This window comes from Flavobacterium sp. (assembly GCF_039930565.1).
Classification (GTDB): Bacteria; Bacteroidota; Bacteroidia; order Flavobacteriales; family Flavobacteriaceae; genus Flavobacterium.
The window spans coordinates 37,324-53,244 of sequence record NZ_JBDTTP010000020.1; the positions used below are offsets into that span (position 1 = coordinate 37,324).

Sequence of the window (15,921 nt, forward strand, 5' to 3'; positions counted from 1 at the left end):
TTTAATAACTTAAAAAAATATTTTTATTTAATTTCCTGACAAAGCTCTACTAAAACGCCATTTGTGTTTTTTGGATGCAAAAAAACCACCAATTTATTGTCTGCACCTTTTTTTGGCTGCTCATTGATTAACACAAAACCTTCATTTTTTAAGCGGACTATTTCTGCCATTATATCTTCAACATCAAAAGCAATATGATGAATTCCCTCTCCTTTTTTTTCTAAAAATTTTGCAATTGGACTATCTGGATTTGTCGCCATTAAAAGTTCAATTTTATTAATTCCTGTCTGAAAAAAAGAAGTTACAACTCCCTCGCTTTCTACCGTTTCTGATTTATAAGCAGGAACTCCCAGTAATTTTTCGAATAAAACATTAGCGTCGTCAATATTTTTGACTGCAATTCCGATATGCTCAATTTTATTAACCATACTTTATTTTATTTATTATTTTCAAATTATTGATTGTTGTAAGTATTAAAATAACCACATTCAGTAAGTACCTCCTGATAATATTGGGTATCCGAATAGTCTTTCTTCAAAGCTTTAAAACCATTCCATGCCATAAAATTTATATTATCATCCTGAACTTCCCAAACACTATTTGTTGTTTTGTACTTATCATTATAATATTGATTCCGTTCACATTTTGACATTAAATACAAACATTTTGCCTTTTGCTCTTTTGTGGCTGCGGCTTCAAATGCTTTTTGATAATACATTTTCGGCAAATCGCAATTGGTTATCATTTCCTCCATTGCATCTCTAAAGGAATATGGGCTTGAACCGTACCCTACAATATGCATTTCATAAAAAACCCTGCCGTTTCCAAAATGCGAAATATTGTAAAACGCATTTCCAAGCAGTAAGTTATTGGTATAAATATCTTCCTTTTGTGCTGCTTTATCCTGCATTGTTTTTATTGTCGTCAAAAAATCCAGAAATGAATATTTCTTTTTTTGATACGCGGCATGTTCGCAATCATGGCAATCTTTGATATTTCCATTAAATGGATTTCCCAAAAACGCTGTATACTGAACCGAATCGGTTTCTTTTAAAAACGCTATGGCTTCCGGAATTTTATTTTTGAAAGTCGCCTTAATGGCCTGGAAATAATTAATTTCCTGCAATTTCAACTGATAAATTCCAGCACCAATTTTCTCTATTTCAGATTTATCAGATTTTTTCAAAAAGGCTTTCATACCCAATAAATTTTTTTCATTATCATAAAAAGAATTTCCATCTCCCCAATAATAATCTGTTGAATTCCCAAACAATTCTGCCATAACAGGATCGGATTGTTCCCTGTAAAGAGTCGCTAAATAATTCCTGCTCCACGCTGAAGCGTTTTGATAACGGAATTCATCTCCTTTATACGTTTTTGGAAGTTCCTGATACAGCCAGTTCAAATCAGCTAAAATTGTTTTTTCGTTTTTTGAAGTAAGCTTGTCAATTTTACTCATATCGTTTACAAATCGCAACAGACGCAATTGATAAACTGAAAGTTCGGTTTTGGGCATTGTCTTTTCAGCCTTGTTAAAATTGATGTCGGCTTGTGCATAATCCGTTTTTAAAATTTGCAAATAGCCCAGAGCAATATCCCATAAATACGGCTGAGTGGTATTTTGAGCAGAAGCTATTTTAGCCACCAGATCAAAAGCTTTTGCATCAACTTTATTTTTATTCTGAGATTTATTTTCTGTTACCGTCTGATTTTTTGCAGGCTGATTATCTACTGAAGATTTAAAAGAGTCATCAATACCTTCTTCCTGTTTGTTAATTAACCGGGTCAGCAAATAATCCAGATGTTCGCTTTTTGGATTCAGGTCATAAATTTTTTCAATCGCCTGAATTTCGTCTTTGTAAAATCCGTGAATGGCCCAAAGCGCCGCTTTTTCTTGATTATTTTTAGCCATTGCTAAAGATTTATTCCAGTCGGATTCATTTTTTGGATGAAAACTATAGGCCGTAACAATACGCATTTCAGGAAATTTATCAAAAACTAAAGCATACAAATAATTAGCGACTGCATATTCTTTTTCTTTATAATGAATTCCTGCCACATACGCCAAAGCCCTGTAATACAAGCCGTTTTTAGGGACATTTTTTTCTGTTTTATTAAAAAACGCAATCGCTTTTTGTTTATCGCTGCTATAAAAATAGGCCTTTACGGTTAAAAACCAATACCTGTTTTTCAGGAATGGATCTACTGTAGTATTGTATACATTTTCGATAGACTGGATCATTTTCAAATCATCAAAAGTTTTAGCCACAACAGGGTCATAACTCCAGTAATCCGTATTGATGGAAACCGTTTCTATCTTTTGTGCCAAATACAAAAACTCAATAAAACTCTTCGTTTTAGCATCTTTTAAATTAATTTTTTTACCCCATTTCAAGGAAGCGGGATTTGCTTTTTTTGTTTTGAAAAAAGTATGAAGCTGTGTGATTTCTACTTGATTCTGTGCCACTTTTTTTTCATCTGAATAGTATCGTGCAGTTACATCTCCAATTAAAAAATAACGTACTGTTGCCGTATCGGCTTTTGTTTTCAGATACTCAGTCCAATCATATTTAATGTCCTGATTGAATCTTGAATTATGCTGAGTATCAAAACCAATTTTGTAAAAAATATCACCCGACAAAAAAAGAGGCGAATAAGATTCGTCGACGAAAGTCTCTGGCGTAAAATTGGATTTATAACTAAAATAATCCCATTCATCACCGCCTCCGCAGGCATAAATTATTCCATAAATAAAAAGGAAAGAAGCACTAGAAATAAGAAACAACTTCTTTAAAAATATTTTTTTCATAGTTTTTTATATTGAATTCATCTAAATCGTAAAAAATAATTTCGTTTGGTTTTTGCGGGCTGTTATCATTTAAGTCATCCGCCATTTCTTTTAAATCTTCTGAAGAAACAGCTTCTATTTTCAATACATCATTCTCTTCATAAAATATACCATTCTTATAATTAGAATGCCTGACTTTAAAAAAAACACCTGTTTGTTCAAAATTTTTATCCTCTTTAAGCGCACTAACATTTAGTTTAGATCGCAAACCAATAACTTTTTGATTTCGAATATGAACCGCCCAGGAGTAAACTGGCAATGCAAAATCCAAATGTAACGGATACTTTTTCAGGCTTTTCAGGTATTTTTTTGCCACCTTTCTGTCATAAACAGAATTTAGCGAATCTGCTGCAATTGTTCCCATATTATAATACATTAAAACTCCTGTATCAACATTTGGTATTTTGGTTTTCTTAAAATATTTTACCTGATGTAAACGTATGGTGGCGGAGATTTTTGTATGTGAAATTTTCTTAAATAACTCAATAAATTTTAAATAATTGTCTTTGCTCACAAGCGTCCAGTCGCAGTCAATCTGAATTTGCCGGCAGAAAATTTTATTTTTAGCATTAATTTCTTCAACAAGGCGAACGGTTTTTTGAGCCAGCTCTTCCAGATTAATCCCGGATTTAAGCATAACTTTATTCTGTATAAAAATTACAGGAACAATATCAAAATCCTGCCCTTTTTCCTGAAAACGAATTGGTGTAATGGGAATTGCTTCATGGGTTTGAGGAGAAAGACCAACATCAAAATAACGAATATAAAGTTTCCTCACATTATTATCTTGCAGCATACCCTTCTCTGTTGGAGATAACTTGAAAATGGTTTTCCAATAGTAAAATGAAATTATGGGTTCATTCTTTTTACTGCACGAAACCAGCAAAAAAATTAGTAACACCAGAAAGACATTTTTTTTCAAAACGCAGAAAAATTAAATTATCTTCAAATGTAAGAAATTATATCACGCCTGTAAATTTGTTCGGATTTTCTTTTTTATTTATATTAAAAAAAGGAAACAATTATAAAACCCAATTAAACGATAAAAAATTTCAATTAAAGCAAATATAATTGTTATTTTGTGCAATAAATTCATGAATCGTTATGTTGAAAAACAACTTCAAATATATTTTTTTATTTCTGGTATTTTTAATGATAAGTTGTGCCAAACGAGGCAATATAACCGGAGGTTTAAAAGATACGCTGGCTCCTGTATTAAGATCGAGTTCTCCGGAAAATTTCAGTACCAATTTTAAAGCAGACGAAATCATATTGACATTTGATGAATATGTAAAACTAAAAAATGCCAACAAACAGTTGATTATTTCTCCTCCAATGAAAAATCAGCCTATTATTACACCTTCAAATGCAAGTAAGTTTATCAACATCAAAATTCTTGACACTCTGCAGCCCAATACAACCTATAGCTTTAATTTCGGACAAAGTATTACCGATAACAATGAAGGAAATCCATACAACCAGTTCAAATATATTTTTTCTACCGGTTCCTACATCGATTCTCTTGCACTTGAAGGCAGAATTAAGGATTCTTATAATAAAACAGCTGATAATTTTGTGTCAGTGATGTTATATGAAGTAAATGATACTTTTAAGGATTCTGTTATTTATAAAGAAAACCCACGATATATTACCAATACTCTGGACAGTCTGACTTCATTTCGATTAGAAAATTTAAAAGCAGGAAAATATATGCTGGTGGCTTTAAAAGACAAAGGCAATAATAATAAATTCAATCCTCACGATGATAAGATCGGATTTATAAAACATCCTATTACAATCCCAAATGACACTGTATTTGAAGTAGCGCTATTTAAGGAAAGACTTCCGTTGAAAGTCTTCAAACCTATTTTAGCATCCGGAAACCGATTATTGCTTCCCTATGATGGAAAACAAAATTTTAAGGATTCAAAACCTAAAATTGTCATTAAAAACAATACAGAAGTTCTAGAAACTATAGTAACGCAATTTCCAAAAAAAGATTCTTTACAGATTTGGTACAAACCATTAAAGGCAGATTCCTTATCTGTGGAAATCAGTAAGGAAAACTATAATAAAAAGTTTACTCTTAAAATTAAAAACCAGAAAAAAGACACGCTGAATGTAACCGCATTACAAAACGGAATACTACATTTTAGAGACCGCTTTACTTTAGAAAGTACTACACCATTAATAAAATTTGACAAATCAAAAATAAAATTAATCAATAAAGATTCTGTTGATGTAGATTTTACTACCGAATATAATGAATTCGAACAGAAATTATATGTGGATTTTAAAAGAGAACCTTCAGAAAAATATAACTTTACATTTTTTCCAGGTGCATTGACCGACTTTTATGAAAAGTCTAATGATACTCTTTCATATAAGTTAAGCACAAAAGAACTTGAGGAATATGCTAATCTCAAATTGAATTTACTTAATGTAAAACGTTTCCCTATTATAGTAGAATTAACGAATAAAAAAGGAGATGTTGTCATCGCCAGTGAATATTCTGAAGGAAATACCAACATTGAATTCAATCTTTTGGAACCAAATGTTTTTACTGTACGGGTTATTTATGACGACAATAAAAACAAAATCTACGACCCTGGAAGTTATTTGGAAAAGCGATATGCAGAAGAAGTCAATTATTCGCAAAAAGTAGTCGATGTACGTGCCAATTGGGACTGGGAAGAAACTTTTGATTTGAGCATCCCGTATAATCCGGAACTTGAAAAGAAAGAAGATGAAAAGAAGACTAAAGACGAACAAAAAAGAAAGAAAACTGCTTTTTAATTTTGCATTTCAAACACATCCCTGTCATTCAGGAAATTTAATCTTTTTCGGGTTTTCAACATTGCATTTTTATCTAATTCAACTATAAAAACGCCTTCATTTTCCTGTGGTTCCAAAATTGGATTCCCAAGAAAATCAATCACTTGCGAGCAGCCATTATATTCAAGATTATTCGCATCATTACCAATTCTGTTTACTCCAATTGTATAACTAAGGTTTTCGACAGCGCGGGCTTTAAGCAGTATATTCCAGGCATTTATGCGCACAGTTGGCCAGTTGGCAACATACAAAAGCAAGTCATAATTTTCGACATTTCGGGCAAATACCGGAAAACGTAAGTCATAACAAATTTGCAGGCAGATTCTCCATCCTAAATATTCAACAATTTGTTTGTTTTTCCCGGCTGTATACACTTTATCTTCTCCTGCCAGGGTAAACAAATGTTTTTTATCATAAAACTGAATCTTTCCTGAAGGGAAAACAAATAGAAAGCGATTATAATATTCTTTATTCTCCGAAATAATTAAGCTTCCCGCAACTGCACAATTTTTATTTTTAGCCAAAGCCTGCATCCAAAGAACAGTTTCGCCCTGCATGGTTTCAGACATTTCTTTAGCATTCATGGTAAATCCCGTAGAAAACATTTCAGGAAGAATTATAAGGTTAACTTCTGAATTGATCTGAGATATTTTAGATCCCAACTGATTTCTGTTCTTAGAAATATCTTGCCAATAAAGATTGGATTGAATAAGTGCTATTTTCATTTCTGTAAATTTATATAAAGATAAAAAAGAAGACTAGTTTTATCTAAAATACATATCATATTTGTACTAAAGGCTAATTTGAATAAAATGTGGCTTTAATGAAAATATTTCTAAACCAACAAAATTGATTATGTATTTTAGATTTCTGAATTGCTTTTTGGACAGATAAAAGTTGTTTAAAAAAAACAAGTTCAGCAGAAAGAACTTAAACGGCACATATTTTTGAATGTGCTATTAACAAAAAAGCAGCTTCAAAAAAGAGTACTATTGAAATATTGTTTATTGGTCAAAATCAATCAACTTCATTAAAAAAAATGAGACATCTAAATAAATATTACTGCTTAAAATCATCATAACCAAAAGTGAACAAGTATATTTATACAGTTTCAGAGTTCAATATAGCCTTACAGAATAACCAAAAAACCAAGAAATTAAATTGTCTTGAATAACCGTTGAAGACGAGCCAAGATCCAACTAAAGTCGACTGCGCTTTTATGTCTGTTAATGTTTTATGTTTTCCTATTATAAAATATTTTATTGCAAATAAGATTAGCTATAAATTAAATAATTGCACTGATATTTAAAGAATGTCTTAATGTGGAGAATGAGATTTAAAACATCCAATAGTTAACTGAAATTGGATTTAATAGAGCAGAGACTTTTGTTAGAATTATATCGGACCAAAAACAAAAACGCATTCAAATTAATGAATGCGTTTTTCTATAAACTAAGTTTTATTTTAGTTATCCTTTTAAACTTGCAGACAAATACTCACGGTTCATACGTGCGATATTTTCAAGAGAAATTCCTTTAGGACATTCTACTTCACAAGCTCCGGTATTGGTACAGTTACCAAAACCTTCTAAATCCATTTGGTGAACCATGTTTAATACACGTTCTGTAGCTTCAATTTTTCCTTGTGGCAACAAAGCATATTGAGATACTTTTGCACCAACGAACAACATTGCCGATGAGTTTTTACAAGTGGCTACACAAGCTCCACAACCAATACAGGCAGCAGCATCAAATGACTTATCTGCATCATCCTTATTAATCGGAATTGTATTGGCATCAATTGTATTTCCGGAAGTATTTACCGAGATAAATCCTCCAGCATGTTGAATTCTGTCGAAAGAACTTCTGTCAACAACTAAATCTTTAATTACCGGGAAAGCTTTTGCTCTGAATGGCTCGATAAAAATCGTATCACCATCTTTAAACATACGCATGTGTAACTGGCAGGTAGTAACTCCTCTGTCTGGTCCGTGTGCTTCTCCATTGATAAATAAAGAACACATTCCGCAGATTCCTTCACGGCAATCGTGATCAAATGCTACCGGCTCTTCTCCTTTGTTGATTAATTGTTCGTTAAGAACATCCAGCATTTCAAGGAAAGACATATCCGGTTCAATTCCGTCAATTGGATAATCAACAATTGCTCCTTTATCCTGGGCGTTTTTCTGACGCCATATTTTTAATGTAAGTTTCATACTTTTTTAGTTTGAAAGTCATAAAGTCGAAAGTCGAAAGTCATTTGACTTTGAGGCTTTTGTCTTTTGACTAATTGCTATTTGTAACTACGCTGTACTAATTTGATGTTTTCGTAAATCAGAGGCTCTTTGTGTAATACGGCATCACTTGGTTTTCCTTTGTATTCCCAGGCTGCTACGTAGGCAAAGTTTTCATCATCACGAAGTGCTTCACCTTCTTCAGTTTGGTATTCTTCACGGAAGTGACCTCCACAAGATTCGTTACGGTGTAAAGCATCTTTCGCAAACAATTCTCCTAACTCAAGGAAATCGGCAACACGTGTCGCTTTTTCCAATTCCTGGTTGAATCCGTTAGCAGTTCCAGGAACTTTTACGTCTCTGTAAAACTCTTCACGTAAAGCAGCAATTTCAACGATAGCTTCATTCAAACCTTTTTCATTACGAGCCATACCTACTTTATCCCACATAATTTTTCCTAATTTCTTATGGAAATAATCTACAGAATGTGTTCCGTTATTATTGATAAATCTGTCGATTTGATCTTTCACTTCTTTCTCTGCTGCTACGAACTCAGGTAAATCTGTAGAAATTTCTCCCATTTTAATATCCGGAGCCAAATAATCTCCGATAGTGTAAGGCAATACGAAATATCCGTCAGCCAAACCTTGCATCAAAGCAGAAGCTCCAAGCCTGTTGGCTCCGTGATCAGAGAAATTAGATTCTCCAATTGAAAAACAACCAGGGATTGTAGTCATTAAATTATAATCAACCCAGGTTCCTCCCATTGTGTAGTGAACCGCAGGATAAATCATCATTGGCGAAGTATATGGATCTTCATCAACGATTTTGTAATACATTTGGAACAAGTTTCCGTATTTACTTTTTACAATTTCAGCTCCTAATTTAGTTACTAAAGCTTTGTCATTAGCATCTAAGCCTTTTACAAAAGCTGCTTCTTTTCCGTAACGTTCGATTGCGGCAGCAAAATCAAGGTAAACTGCTTCCCCTGTTTTGTTAACTCCAAAACCGGCATCACATCTTTCTTTCGCAGCACGCGACGCAACATCACGAGGTACCAAGTTACCAAAAGCAGGATATCTTCTTTCAAGGAAATAATCTCTTTCCGCTTCAGATAAATCAGTTGCTTTTTTACTTCCTTCACGGATTGCTTTTGCATCTTCCAATTTTGCAGGCACCCAGATACGACCGTCATTACGTAACGATTCAGACATCAAAGTCAGTTTTGACTGGTGATCTCCTGAAACCGGAATACAGGTTGGGTGAATTTGTGTGTAACAAGGATTGGCGAAAAATGCTCCTTTTTTATGTATTTTCCAGGCTGCTGTAGCGTTACTTCCCATCGCGTTTGTTGACAGGAAAAATACGTTTCCGTATCCTCCTGAACCAATAACTACGGCGTGAGCAGAATGTCTTTCAATTTCTCCTGTGATCAGGTTACGAGCGATAATACCTCTCGCTTTTCCGTCAACGATTACTAAATCGAGCATTTCGTGACGGTTGTACATTTTTATTTTTCCACGACCAATCTGACGGTTCATTGCAGAATAAGCTCCTAACAATAATTGTTGTCCGGTTTGTCCTTGTGCATAAAAAGTACGGGAAACTAAAGTTCCTCCAAAAGAACGGTTATCTAATAGTCCTCCGTATTCACGAGCCAATGGCACCCCTTGAGCCACACACTGGTCAATAATATTAGCAGAAACTTCAGCCAAACGGTGAACGTTTGCTTCACGGGCACGGTAGTCACCTCCTTTTACAGTATCGTAGAACAATCTGTAAACCGAGTCACCATCCCCTTTATAATTTTTTGCTGCATTGATACCACCTTGTGCCGCAATTGAGTGCGCACGACGAGGTGAATCCTGAAAACAAAATGCTTTTACGTTATAACCCAATTCAGCCAAAGTTGCCGCAGCTGAACCTCCAGCCAAACCTGTACCCACTATAATAATATCTAAATTACGTTTGTTTGCAGGGTTTACTAAATTAATATGATCTTTATAATCTGTCCATTTGTCCGATATTGGGCCATGTGGAATTTTTGAATCTAATGCCATTATAATTGATATTAATTATTGATGAAATGATGAACTAAAGCGATAATTACAAAAACTGCAGGTACTACAACCGCAAACCCATAACCCACTTTACTTAAGAATCGCGAATATTTATTGTGCATCCCCATAGATTGAAGAGATGAACCGAATCCGTGCCAAAGGTGAAATCCTAAAAGCACAAAAGAAATGCAGTATAATCCTGTACGGATCGGATCATGGAACTTATGAACTAACTCGCCATAATATCTTGTAGCATCAGGCGTAGCTCCTACTACATATTTATAATCAATTTCCGGGAACCAAAAATCATAAAAATGCAATCCAAGGAAAGCTAAAATAACCAATCCGGAAATAATCATATTTCTGGAACTCCAGGAAGCATTTGCTGCTCCGTTGTAATTTGCATACGGAATTGGCCTTGCAGCTCTGTTTTGGATAGTCAGTACAAATCCCATAATAAAATGGAAAATTACTCCGATCGCCAAAACGGGTTGCATTACATATTGTATAAGCGGATTGTAACCCATAAAGTGAGAAGCCTCGTTAAAAACGTCTTCACTAATAATAGAAATAAAATTTAAGGAAACATGCAGCGCTAAAAACGTGATTAAGAATATTCCCGAAAGAGCCATTGCCACTTTCTTTAAGATGGAAGCATTCAACTGTGCAGATTGTGCCATAAGTGTTTAAGTAGTTTGTTTTAAAAAATTAGACAAAAATAAAGCAATTAGACATCAACTACAACCATTTCGTTGTTATTTATAATCATTTTAAAATAGAATACGTATACGTACTTTTACGTATAAAAAAAACAAATAACACATTAATTTATTATAAAAATTTTCAAAAGTATAATTATGGGGTTTATTTAAGAAAATATACAACCCGCAAAAAAATAACAAAAGTTTGCTAAATTATGATTTTAAGCAATCTTTTGACTTATTATCGTCAAAAGTGTCTTAATACTCCAATATTATGAGATCAAAAAGTTGTCATCTCACAAACATAATTTTACCTTTATCAGCTTAAAATTTCAAGAATGAAAACAGGAATTGATGCTATCTCCTTTGATGTAGCCAACATACACTTACCCATTAAAACTTTGGCTCTCGCCAGAAATATCGAACCGGAAAAATTAGAAAAAGGACTCGGTTTAATTAAAATGACTTTGCCGGACGTTCATCAGGATGCTGTTGTTTTTGGAGCGAATGCCTTAACCAAATTAATAATTGAGAATCAAATAAACCTAAATGAAATTAGCCGCATTTATGTTGGAACTGAAAGCGGTATCGATAGTTCGAAACCCATCAGTTCTTTCTTAATCAGTTTAATGGAGCAAAAATTTGGCGAAGATTCACTTTCCGAATGCGATGTTGTCGATTTTACTTTTGCCTGTATCGGCGGAGTTGATGCTTTGCAGAACTGTATTGATTTTGTAAAACTCCATCCATCCAAAAAAGCAATTGTCGTTACGACTGATTTTGCCAAATACGATTTAAATTCAACCGGAGAATACACACAAGGCGCAGGAGCTTTGGCAATGCTGGTAACTTCAAATCCAAGAATTATTGCTTTTGATGACAATTGGGCAACGAGCACAAAAGGTGTTTTTGACTTTTTTAAACCGTACAGAACTATTTCAAAAGAAGCAATTACACAAAACAGCAGCAATGATCCGTGGTTTGATAATTTAGAAGCCGAAATCGAAATCCATAAAGACCAGCCGGTTTTTGATGGTCAGTATTCCAATCAATGTTATATGGATCGTACACGTTCTGCTTACTTTTCATTCAAGAAATTAAAAAATACGACCGAAACTTTATACAATACCTGGAACAGCATCATCATGCACCTTCCCTATTCTTTTCAGGGGCGACGAATGTTATCTGAAATCTACGCTTTAGATCATGCTGATAAAATCATTTCCGACACTATCGAGCCGGCAGATTATCAGAACAAAATCAAGGAAGTTGGAAAATCTGATGAATACAGAAAGTTTGTAACAGAGAAATTACAGCCTGCAGAATTGGCTTCTTCTTTAATAGGAAACTTATATACAGGTTCCATTTTCATGGGATTATTATCGACTTTGGCTCATTATTATGATACAAAGCAAGAAGTTTCCGGAACTAAATTCGGATTCCTGGCTTACGGAAGCGGTTCTAAATCGAAAGTTTTTGAAGGAACAATTCAACCGGAATGGCAATCTGTTTTAAACCAGACCAAACTTTTCAAAAATCTGGAACAAAGCACAGAAATTGATTTTGAAACTTATGAAAGCCTTCACAAAAAAGAACAAAAACAGAGCGTTCGAACTCCTAAAAACGAATGGGTTTTAGATAGAATTGAAAAAGAGATTCCTAATTTAATTGGCGCACGCTATTATAAATGGATTGATTAAATAACAAAACCCGAAACAATTTAGTTTCGGGTTTTGCATTTTATTACCGTAAATGAATTCGAAAATCTGCTTTATCCAATCATTTTTTTTACCATGGACTTTCTTCAGTTTCATCTTCAATATCATTACTGAAAAATTTTCCTGTAGGTCCGTTTTCATCTGTTAAAGTATGTTTCACTATGAAACTTCCTGCACTTTCAACTGTTCCCGGTCCGTTATGGTGATTAAAATCTGTAGCTGTATAACCCGGATCAATCACATTTACTTTAAAAGGCAATTCTTTTAACTCATACGCCAATGCAATTGTGTAAGCGTTCAAAGCTGCTTTTGATGTTCCGTAACTTGCTGTTTTAATATCATAATATTTCCAGCTTGGATCACTGTGTAATGTTAGCGAACCAAGTCCCGAAGTAATATTACTAATCCTTGGTTTCTCAGATTTTTTAAGCAATTCCAAAAACACCTGCGTAACACTTATTACTCCAAAAAAATTCGTATCAAATACTTTTTGAATGTCTTCAATAGAAGTATTTGATGCAAGTTGTGGATTTGTTCCGAGGATTCCCGCATTGTTTATCAAAATATCTAATTTGCCCTTTTCGCTTTCAACAATATTTTTTGCTGCTAAGATTGAACTCGGATTTGTAACATCAATTTCAATAGCCTGAATATTTTCAAAACCATTTTCGTTTAATTCTTTTACTACTGCCTTACCTTTCTCAAGATCACGGCTTCCTAAATAAACAAACAATCCTTTTTTCGAAAGCTGTTTTACGACTTCCAAACCTATACTTCTATTGGCTCCTGTTATCAATACTGATTTCATTTTTTACTGTTTTAAATTAATCATACAAAGGTGATTCGTTTAAATATGAAATCATTTGCCATTTGGCAAAAAGCAATTTATCGAATGTTTTTTCTAATTCTGCTCAACGAAGATTGTGTCATACCTAAATACGAAGCGATATAGGAAAGCGGAATACGATTGACTAGATTGGGATAAATTTTCAAAAACATCAAGTAGCGCGTTGTTGCATCTTCAGAAACCAAAGGACTTCTTCTTTCTACTTTTTGTCTTAATGCTCTTGAAATAATTTTACTTACAATTGCCTGCCACGGAATAATAATATCCAAAAGTTCTGTCCAGTCTTTTTTAGAAAAAACCAGAAGTTTGCAATCGGTAATCGCCTGCACATACGAATTGGAAGAAATTTCATTGTCAAAACTCTCTAAATCTACGACCAGATTATTTTCTTCGATGAAATATTTGGTAATTTCTTCGCCTTTGTTGTTGTAATAACAAACTCGTATGATACCTTCCAATACAAAACCGACCTGCTGCGCAACTTTTCCTGCTTCCGAAAAATATTCATCTTTTGGAAGTTGGAGTTCGACTGCCTTTTTTGTAATTAAGTCAATTTGCTGTTGGTTCAAATTGCCAAACTGCAAAGTATAATCTATAAATGCTTTCATGCTGCAAGTTAATCAAAGTTATTTTTACGTGATTTGTCATTTGGCAAAAAATAATCAATCCTTTTTATCCTGTTGTTCTGTTTGAAAATGATTTCCTTTAATCGTTCGGTCTTCCATATTCATTCCGTTTGACATTCCGAGCATAAAGGCTGTTATGATTAGAATCAGTTTTCTTTTTATCCAAAGAAGTGGTCGTCTGGATTTCTCCAAACGTGTTTTGTTTTTGTGTTTATACATTTGTAAATGATTAATGATTATACATTATTGAATCATCTTATGCGTGATGCGCATAAATACTTAGAGAAGAAATTTCTAAGCTTTGTATAAACTTTTATATAAATTGTTTGAAGTAAGGAGTTCATTTACAAAAACAGATTGTCTTATAAATGAATTGATATGTTGATAAAGAAGTGTTCGCAATTTTAAAATAAGCCGAATTTGAAAACCACAAATAACTGAAATTCCCAGTGAAAGTAAAGGAATTGAAAACGTAGTTTGTACGCGGGAAGTAAATTGACCTAAAACATATACCCGGGAATTCTTAAAATCTAATTCCCGTCTAAGAATTACATAGGAAGATTGGTAATAATCTGCTGATTTTGCCTGAGAATCTAAAGTACCATCATTCGCAATCAGGGCAAAAACCAGAAAGAGAGAAAGAAGGCATTTTAGATATTTATTCAATTATAATATGTTTGCAGAATTTCAGGAGTCAAAAATACTTTTTATTGTTCAGGTATGTTTACAAATACGCTTTAAATATTTTAATCCATTACGAATTTGATTCTCTTTTCATTTTTGACAACTCCATTTCGAGTTTATCAAAGTTTTCTTCATTTTTATCAACTACAAAAGGTTTTAATTTTTCACATTCTTCGGCAGTATCGAAAATCATTTTGAAAACAACTTTTGTCGAATTCTCAGACACTTCATCAAAGGAAGCAACAACCTGAAAAAGCGGTTTTGAAATTCGTTTCCAGGCTATGAGACTTGGTTTTTCTATTCTTGTAAATTCACATTCGTTAGGATAATTTCCTTTTTCAGGTCCGTGCATAATAAAACTCCATTTCCCTCCGGGTCTCAGATCAAATTCGGTAAAGGTATTTGTGAATCCTTTTGGTCCCCACCAATTTTTCAAATGATCCGGATCAGACCAGGCAGCATAAACAAGATTTCTTGGTTCGTTTATTATTCTGGTGGTTATAATTTCACGATCAGGTATTGCTGAAATGATTTCTGATGCCATTTGTATATAATTTAAATTATTTTATATCAATGAGATAAAGTTAATAAATCATTTTACACATCAAAATCTCATATATGATTTCTATTGAGAATACTGCAAAAAAATATTGATCTCAAACCATTACTTTTCTATTTCTTTTCTATGAAGAAGCAATACCAATCCCAATGAAAAAACCAGACAACTCAACAACATTAAAATCCCGTTTTTTAATATAAAGAATGAAAAGCCTACCAACGGCGCACCAACTATTACCATCAAAGCACTTATAGTATGTGTTTTGATAAAATTTACTGCATGTACCGCCAATCCGACAAAAAGCAAAGAAGGTCCAACAACAACAAACGGAAACAAAATGGACGGTGTATTACTTAAATGTTCGCTCAAGGCGGATCTTGCAGCTTCATTATCTCCATAACTCCACATGATAAAATCGATCGTGCAAAGACCAATGTGAGCAACAACTCCTAAAGCTGTTAAAACAGAAGCAACCGAATTTAATCTGTTTTTTGGAAACACATTATTGAATGACAACAACAAACATGCGCCAATTAAATTGAACCAATGTGCAAAATCAACCGGTTTTTTGAAATACTCAAAAGCAGCACTGTTGGAAAACATAATATAACTTAGAACAAAAAAGAACAAGCCAATTAAGCAAATGGTTTTTGGTTTCATGATTTTAGTTTGTTGCAAAGACTTGTGGTTTTGGGGTTACAGGTTTTTATTTTTTTTTATTCGTTTGACGTTACAAACTGTGTGGGCACAGATTACAAATCATAAGTGTTCGAAACCTTAAAATTAGTAATTTTACAAGAAACTATGAAA

General features: G+C 33.5%; 15 protein-coding genes. 2 read left to right on the forward strand and 13 right to left on the reverse strand.

Going from position 1 to position 15,921, the window contains the following annotated elements; translation table 11 throughout:
• Positions 1–23 precede the first annotated feature (23 nt).
• The 3 genes from mce to ABI657_RS07335 are packed head-to-tail and all read right to left on the reverse strand — an operon-like array spanning position 24 to position 3,644.
• Positions 24–428 (reverse strand): methylmalonyl-CoA epimerase, encoded by a 405-nt coding sequence (mce, locus tag ABI657_RS07325; RefSeq protein WP_348096589.1) that lies wholly within the window; start codon positions 426–428, stop codon positions 24–26.
• A 26-nt stretch (positions 429–454) separates the two neighbouring features.
• Positions 455–2,809 carry a hypothetical protein gene (locus ABI657_RS07330; protein ID WP_348096590.1) on the reverse strand — a complete coding sequence of 785 codons (2,355 nt, stop codon included), beginning with the start codon at positions 2,807–2,809 and terminating at the stop codon, positions 455–457.
• Entirely contained in the window at positions 2,769–3,644 is an 876-nt protein-coding gene (locus tag ABI657_RS07335) for a hypothetical protein (protein WP_348096591.1), read from the reverse strand. The genes ABI657_RS07330 and ABI657_RS07335 overlap by 41 nt, the downstream gene beginning before the upstream one ends.
• A 308-nt stretch (positions 3,645–3,952) precedes the next feature.
• Between ABI657_RS07335 and ABI657_RS07340 the strand changes: the two genes are divergently transcribed.
• Positions 3,953–5,644, forward strand: coding sequence for an Ig-like domain-containing protein (locus tag ABI657_RS07340; RefSeq protein ID WP_348096592.1), 1,692 nt, complete (start codon positions 3,953–3,955; stop codon positions 5,642–5,644).
• On the opposite strand, the gene ABI657_RS07345 is transcribed toward ABI657_RS07340, so the two are convergent.
• The 4 genes from ABI657_RS07345 to ABI657_RS07360 all read right to left on the reverse strand — a co-directional run bounded on the left by ABI657_RS07345 (position 5,641) and on the right by ABI657_RS07360 (position 10,656).
• On the reverse strand, positions 5,641–6,408 hold the full coding sequence (locus ABI657_RS07345; protein ID WP_348096593.1) for an amidohydrolase: 768 nt from the start codon (positions 6,406–6,408) through the stop codon (positions 5,641–5,643). The two genes, ABI657_RS07340 and ABI657_RS07345, sit on opposite strands and share 4 nt — an antisense overlap.
• 743 nt (positions 6,409–7,151) lie before the next feature.
• Entirely contained in the window at positions 7,152–7,898 is a 747-nt protein-coding gene (locus ABI657_RS07350; RefSeq protein ID WP_348096594.1) for a succinate dehydrogenase/fumarate reductase iron-sulfur subunit, read from the reverse strand.
• A 77-nt stretch (positions 7,899–7,975) separates the two neighbouring features.
• Complete coding sequence (locus ABI657_RS07355) at positions 7,976–9,976, reverse strand: fumarate reductase/succinate dehydrogenase flavoprotein subunit (RefSeq protein WP_348096595.1); 2,001 nt, start codon at positions 9,974–9,976, stop codon at positions 7,976–7,978.
• Between the two features lie 11 nt (positions 9,977–9,987).
• Positions 9,988–10,656, reverse strand: coding sequence for a succinate dehydrogenase cytochrome b subunit (locus tag ABI657_RS07360; RefSeq protein ID WP_348096596.1), 669 nt, complete (start codon positions 10,654–10,656; stop codon positions 9,988–9,990).
• A 359-nt stretch (positions 10,657–11,015) separates the two neighbouring features.
• Between ABI657_RS07360 and ABI657_RS07365 the strand changes: the two genes are divergently transcribed.
• The gene (locus ABI657_RS07365) at positions 11,016–12,377 is read left to right on the forward strand and encodes a hydroxymethylglutaryl-CoA synthase (protein WP_348096597.1); all 1,362 of its coding nucleotides are present in this window, start codon (positions 11,016–11,018) and stop codon (positions 12,375–12,377) included.
• An 88-nt stretch (positions 12,378–12,465) separates the two neighbouring features.
• On the opposite strand, the gene ABI657_RS07370 is transcribed toward ABI657_RS07365, so the two are convergent.
• The 6 genes from ABI657_RS07370 to ABI657_RS07395 form a co-directional block, all read right to left on the reverse strand.
• Positions 12,466–13,203, reverse strand: coding sequence for an SDR family oxidoreductase (locus ABI657_RS07370; RefSeq protein WP_348096598.1), 738 nt, complete (start codon positions 13,201–13,203; stop codon positions 12,466–12,468).
• Between the two features lie 77 nt (positions 13,204–13,280).
• The gene (locus tag ABI657_RS07375; RefSeq protein WP_348096599.1) at positions 13,281–13,850 is read right to left on the reverse strand and encodes a Crp/Fnr family transcriptional regulator; all 570 of its coding nucleotides are present in this window, start codon (positions 13,848–13,850) and stop codon (positions 13,281–13,283) included.
• Positions 13,851–13,904: 54 nt separating this feature from the next.
• Positions 13,905–14,087, reverse strand: coding sequence for a hypothetical protein (locus tag ABI657_RS07380; RefSeq protein ID WP_348096600.1), 183 nt, complete (start codon positions 14,085–14,087; stop codon positions 13,905–13,907).
• Positions 14,088–14,162: 75 nt separating this feature from the next.
• The gene (locus ABI657_RS07385; RefSeq protein ID WP_348096601.1) at positions 14,163–14,534 is read right to left on the reverse strand and encodes a hypothetical protein; all 372 of its coding nucleotides are present in this window, start codon (positions 14,532–14,534) and stop codon (positions 14,163–14,165) included.
• Between the two features lie 88 nt (positions 14,535–14,622).
• Positions 14,623–15,096 (reverse strand): SRPBCC family protein, encoded by a 474-nt coding sequence (locus ABI657_RS07390; RefSeq protein WP_348096602.1) that lies wholly within the window; start codon positions 15,094–15,096, stop codon positions 14,623–14,625.
• A 120-nt stretch (positions 15,097–15,216) separates the two neighbouring features.
• A complete protein-coding gene (locus ABI657_RS07395) occupies positions 15,217–15,771 on the reverse strand; it encodes a hypothetical protein (RefSeq protein WP_348096603.1) in 555 nt (184 codons plus the stop codon).
• Positions 15,772–15,921: the final 150 nt, after the last annotated feature.

Coding starts and splice junctions, on each gene's coding strand:
- ABI657_RS07355 (WP_348096595.1), bottom strand. CDS start 9,976: ATGGCATTAGATTCAAAAATTCCACATGGCCCAATATCGGACAAATGG.
- ABI657_RS07395 (WP_348096603.1), bottom strand. CDS start 15,771: ATGAAACCAAAAACCATTTGCTTAATTGGCTTGTTCTTTTTTGTTCTA.
- ABI657_RS07330 (WP_348096590.1), bottom strand. CDS start 2,809: ATGAAAAAAATATTTTTAAAGAAGTTGTTTCTTATTTCTAGTGCTTCT.
- ABI657_RS07365 (WP_348096597.1), top strand. CDS start 11,016: ATGAAAACAGGAATTGATGCTATCTCCTTTGATGTAGCCAACATACAC.
- mce (WP_348096589.1), bottom strand. CDS start 428: ATGGTTAATAAAATTGAGCATATCGGAATTGCAGTCAAAAATATTGAC.
- ABI657_RS07340 (WP_348096592.1), top strand. CDS start 3,953: ATGTTGAAAAACAACTTCAAATATATTTTTTTATTTCTGGTATTTTTA.
- ABI657_RS07370 (WP_348096598.1), bottom strand. CDS start 13,203: ATGAAATCAGTATTGATAACAGGAGCCAATAGAAGTATAGGTTTGGAA.
- ABI657_RS07335 (WP_348096591.1), bottom strand. CDS start 3,644: ATGCTGCAAGATAATAATGTGAGGAAACTTTATATTCGTTATTTTGAT.
- ABI657_RS07350 (WP_348096594.1), bottom strand. CDS start 7,898: ATGAAACTTACATTAAAAATATGGCGTCAGAAAAACGCCCAGGATAAA.
- ABI657_RS07360 (WP_348096596.1), bottom strand. CDS start 10,656: ATGGCACAATCTGCACAGTTGAATGCTTCCATCTTAAAGAAAGTGGCA.
- ABI657_RS07345 (WP_348096593.1), bottom strand. CDS start 6,408: ATGAAAATAGCACTTATTCAATCCAATCTTTATTGGCAAGATATTTCT.
- ABI657_RS07390 (WP_348096602.1), bottom strand. CDS start 15,096: ATGGCATCAGAAATCATTTCAGCAATACCTGATCGTGAAATTATAACC.
- ABI657_RS07375 (WP_348096599.1), bottom strand. CDS start 13,850: ATGAAAGCATTTATAGATTATACTTTGCAGTTTGGCAATTTGAACCAA.
- ABI657_RS07380 (WP_348096600.1), bottom strand. CDS start 14,087: ATGTATAAACACAAAAACAAAACACGTTTGGAGAAATCCAGACGACCA.